The following is a 1,127-nucleotide window of genomic DNA, read 5'->3' on the forward strand; positions in this document are numbered from 1 at the left end:
ATGTTCCGGATCAATTGCTGTTTTTTTTTCGCATCTCTTCGTGATGCTGGTATTGTGCTGAGTTTAAATTGTGTTTCTTATTATCATAAAACAACTCGTTACCATCCGGATCTCTCGGAGAAGTATTATCATAGTGCAGACTGTCAAGTATGGCATTATCTGGTGTCTTTTCTTTCAATATCTTATCTGGTGCGCTCTCAGACACTTTTCCATTTTGAATGTATAATTTAGCGGGCATTTCTTCTTTGAAAATGTCTTTCATATATTCAAGAAGGTTTTGCAATAAATGAAACCGGTCAGCTACTTGCATACAATCCGGCAGTATTTCGTTGATAGCAGAAGCATATGCACTTGCCCGGTCTCTGGCAACAAGGCGCACTTTATTATGTGATTTCAACCATTCTTTTAGAGGTTCGCCATCACGTCCGTCCAGTAATGCGATCAGATGGTGATCCCTTAAATCGTAAATGGCAGTAGCATATGTCTGCCCTTTTCGGATTGCCACATCATCAACTCCAATTTCTTCCACATCCGGATTATCTATGAATTCGATCCTGTCATACAGACGTTGTATCGTGTCATTACTGATCTGGACACCGAGTAGCGACAAAACTTTGCTTGCCCCCTCATTACTCAGAAACATTGAAACGGCGAGAACCAATGTATTTAATGCATCTGTGCGCACCTGAGAAGCTTTCGCAAACGGGAGATCTTCCATAAAGACTTTGCATTCGCACTCAGGATTCTCACAATCATATTTATATACGTTTGCATGTAAGAAAGTCTGTTTACATCGGATAGGGGTATCCTGAAATTTTCTCCTGTAAGTAGCATGAAGCTTGTGACTCATTTTTCCGCAAACGGGGCAGCAACAGCCATGTTCTCTTGATTTGATATAGATATGTAAGCTATCCTCATTTTCAACATGGTCATAAACGTAGTGATTTTCATCTAACAGAAAAGAATAATCTTGTGTCGGGAAATACTTCAATCTTTTCATCTTCTTTCATCTTTTGATAACTTTATTATATCATAAATACCCAAATACGAGAAGTGATGTAGTAAAAGAAAAAGCAGATACTTTCATATCTACTTTTTCTTGAAATACCCAAAACTCAGAAAGAACC

General features: G+C 38.4%; 1 protein-coding gene. It reads right to left on the bottom strand.

Going from position 1 to position 1,127, the window contains the following annotated elements:
• Positions 1-10: 10 nt before the first annotated feature.
• A complete protein-coding gene (locus DW826_RS17820; protein ID WP_117485972.1) occupies positions 11-1,000 on the bottom strand; it encodes an ISL3 family transposase in 990 nt (329 codons plus the stop codon).
• Between the last annotated feature and the right edge of the window lie 127 nt (positions 1,001-1,127).

This window comes from Clostridium sp. AM34-11AC, assembly GCF_003435375.1.
Lineage (GTDB): Bacteria > Bacillota > Clostridia > Lachnospirales > Lachnospiraceae > Pilosibacter > Pilosibacter fragilis.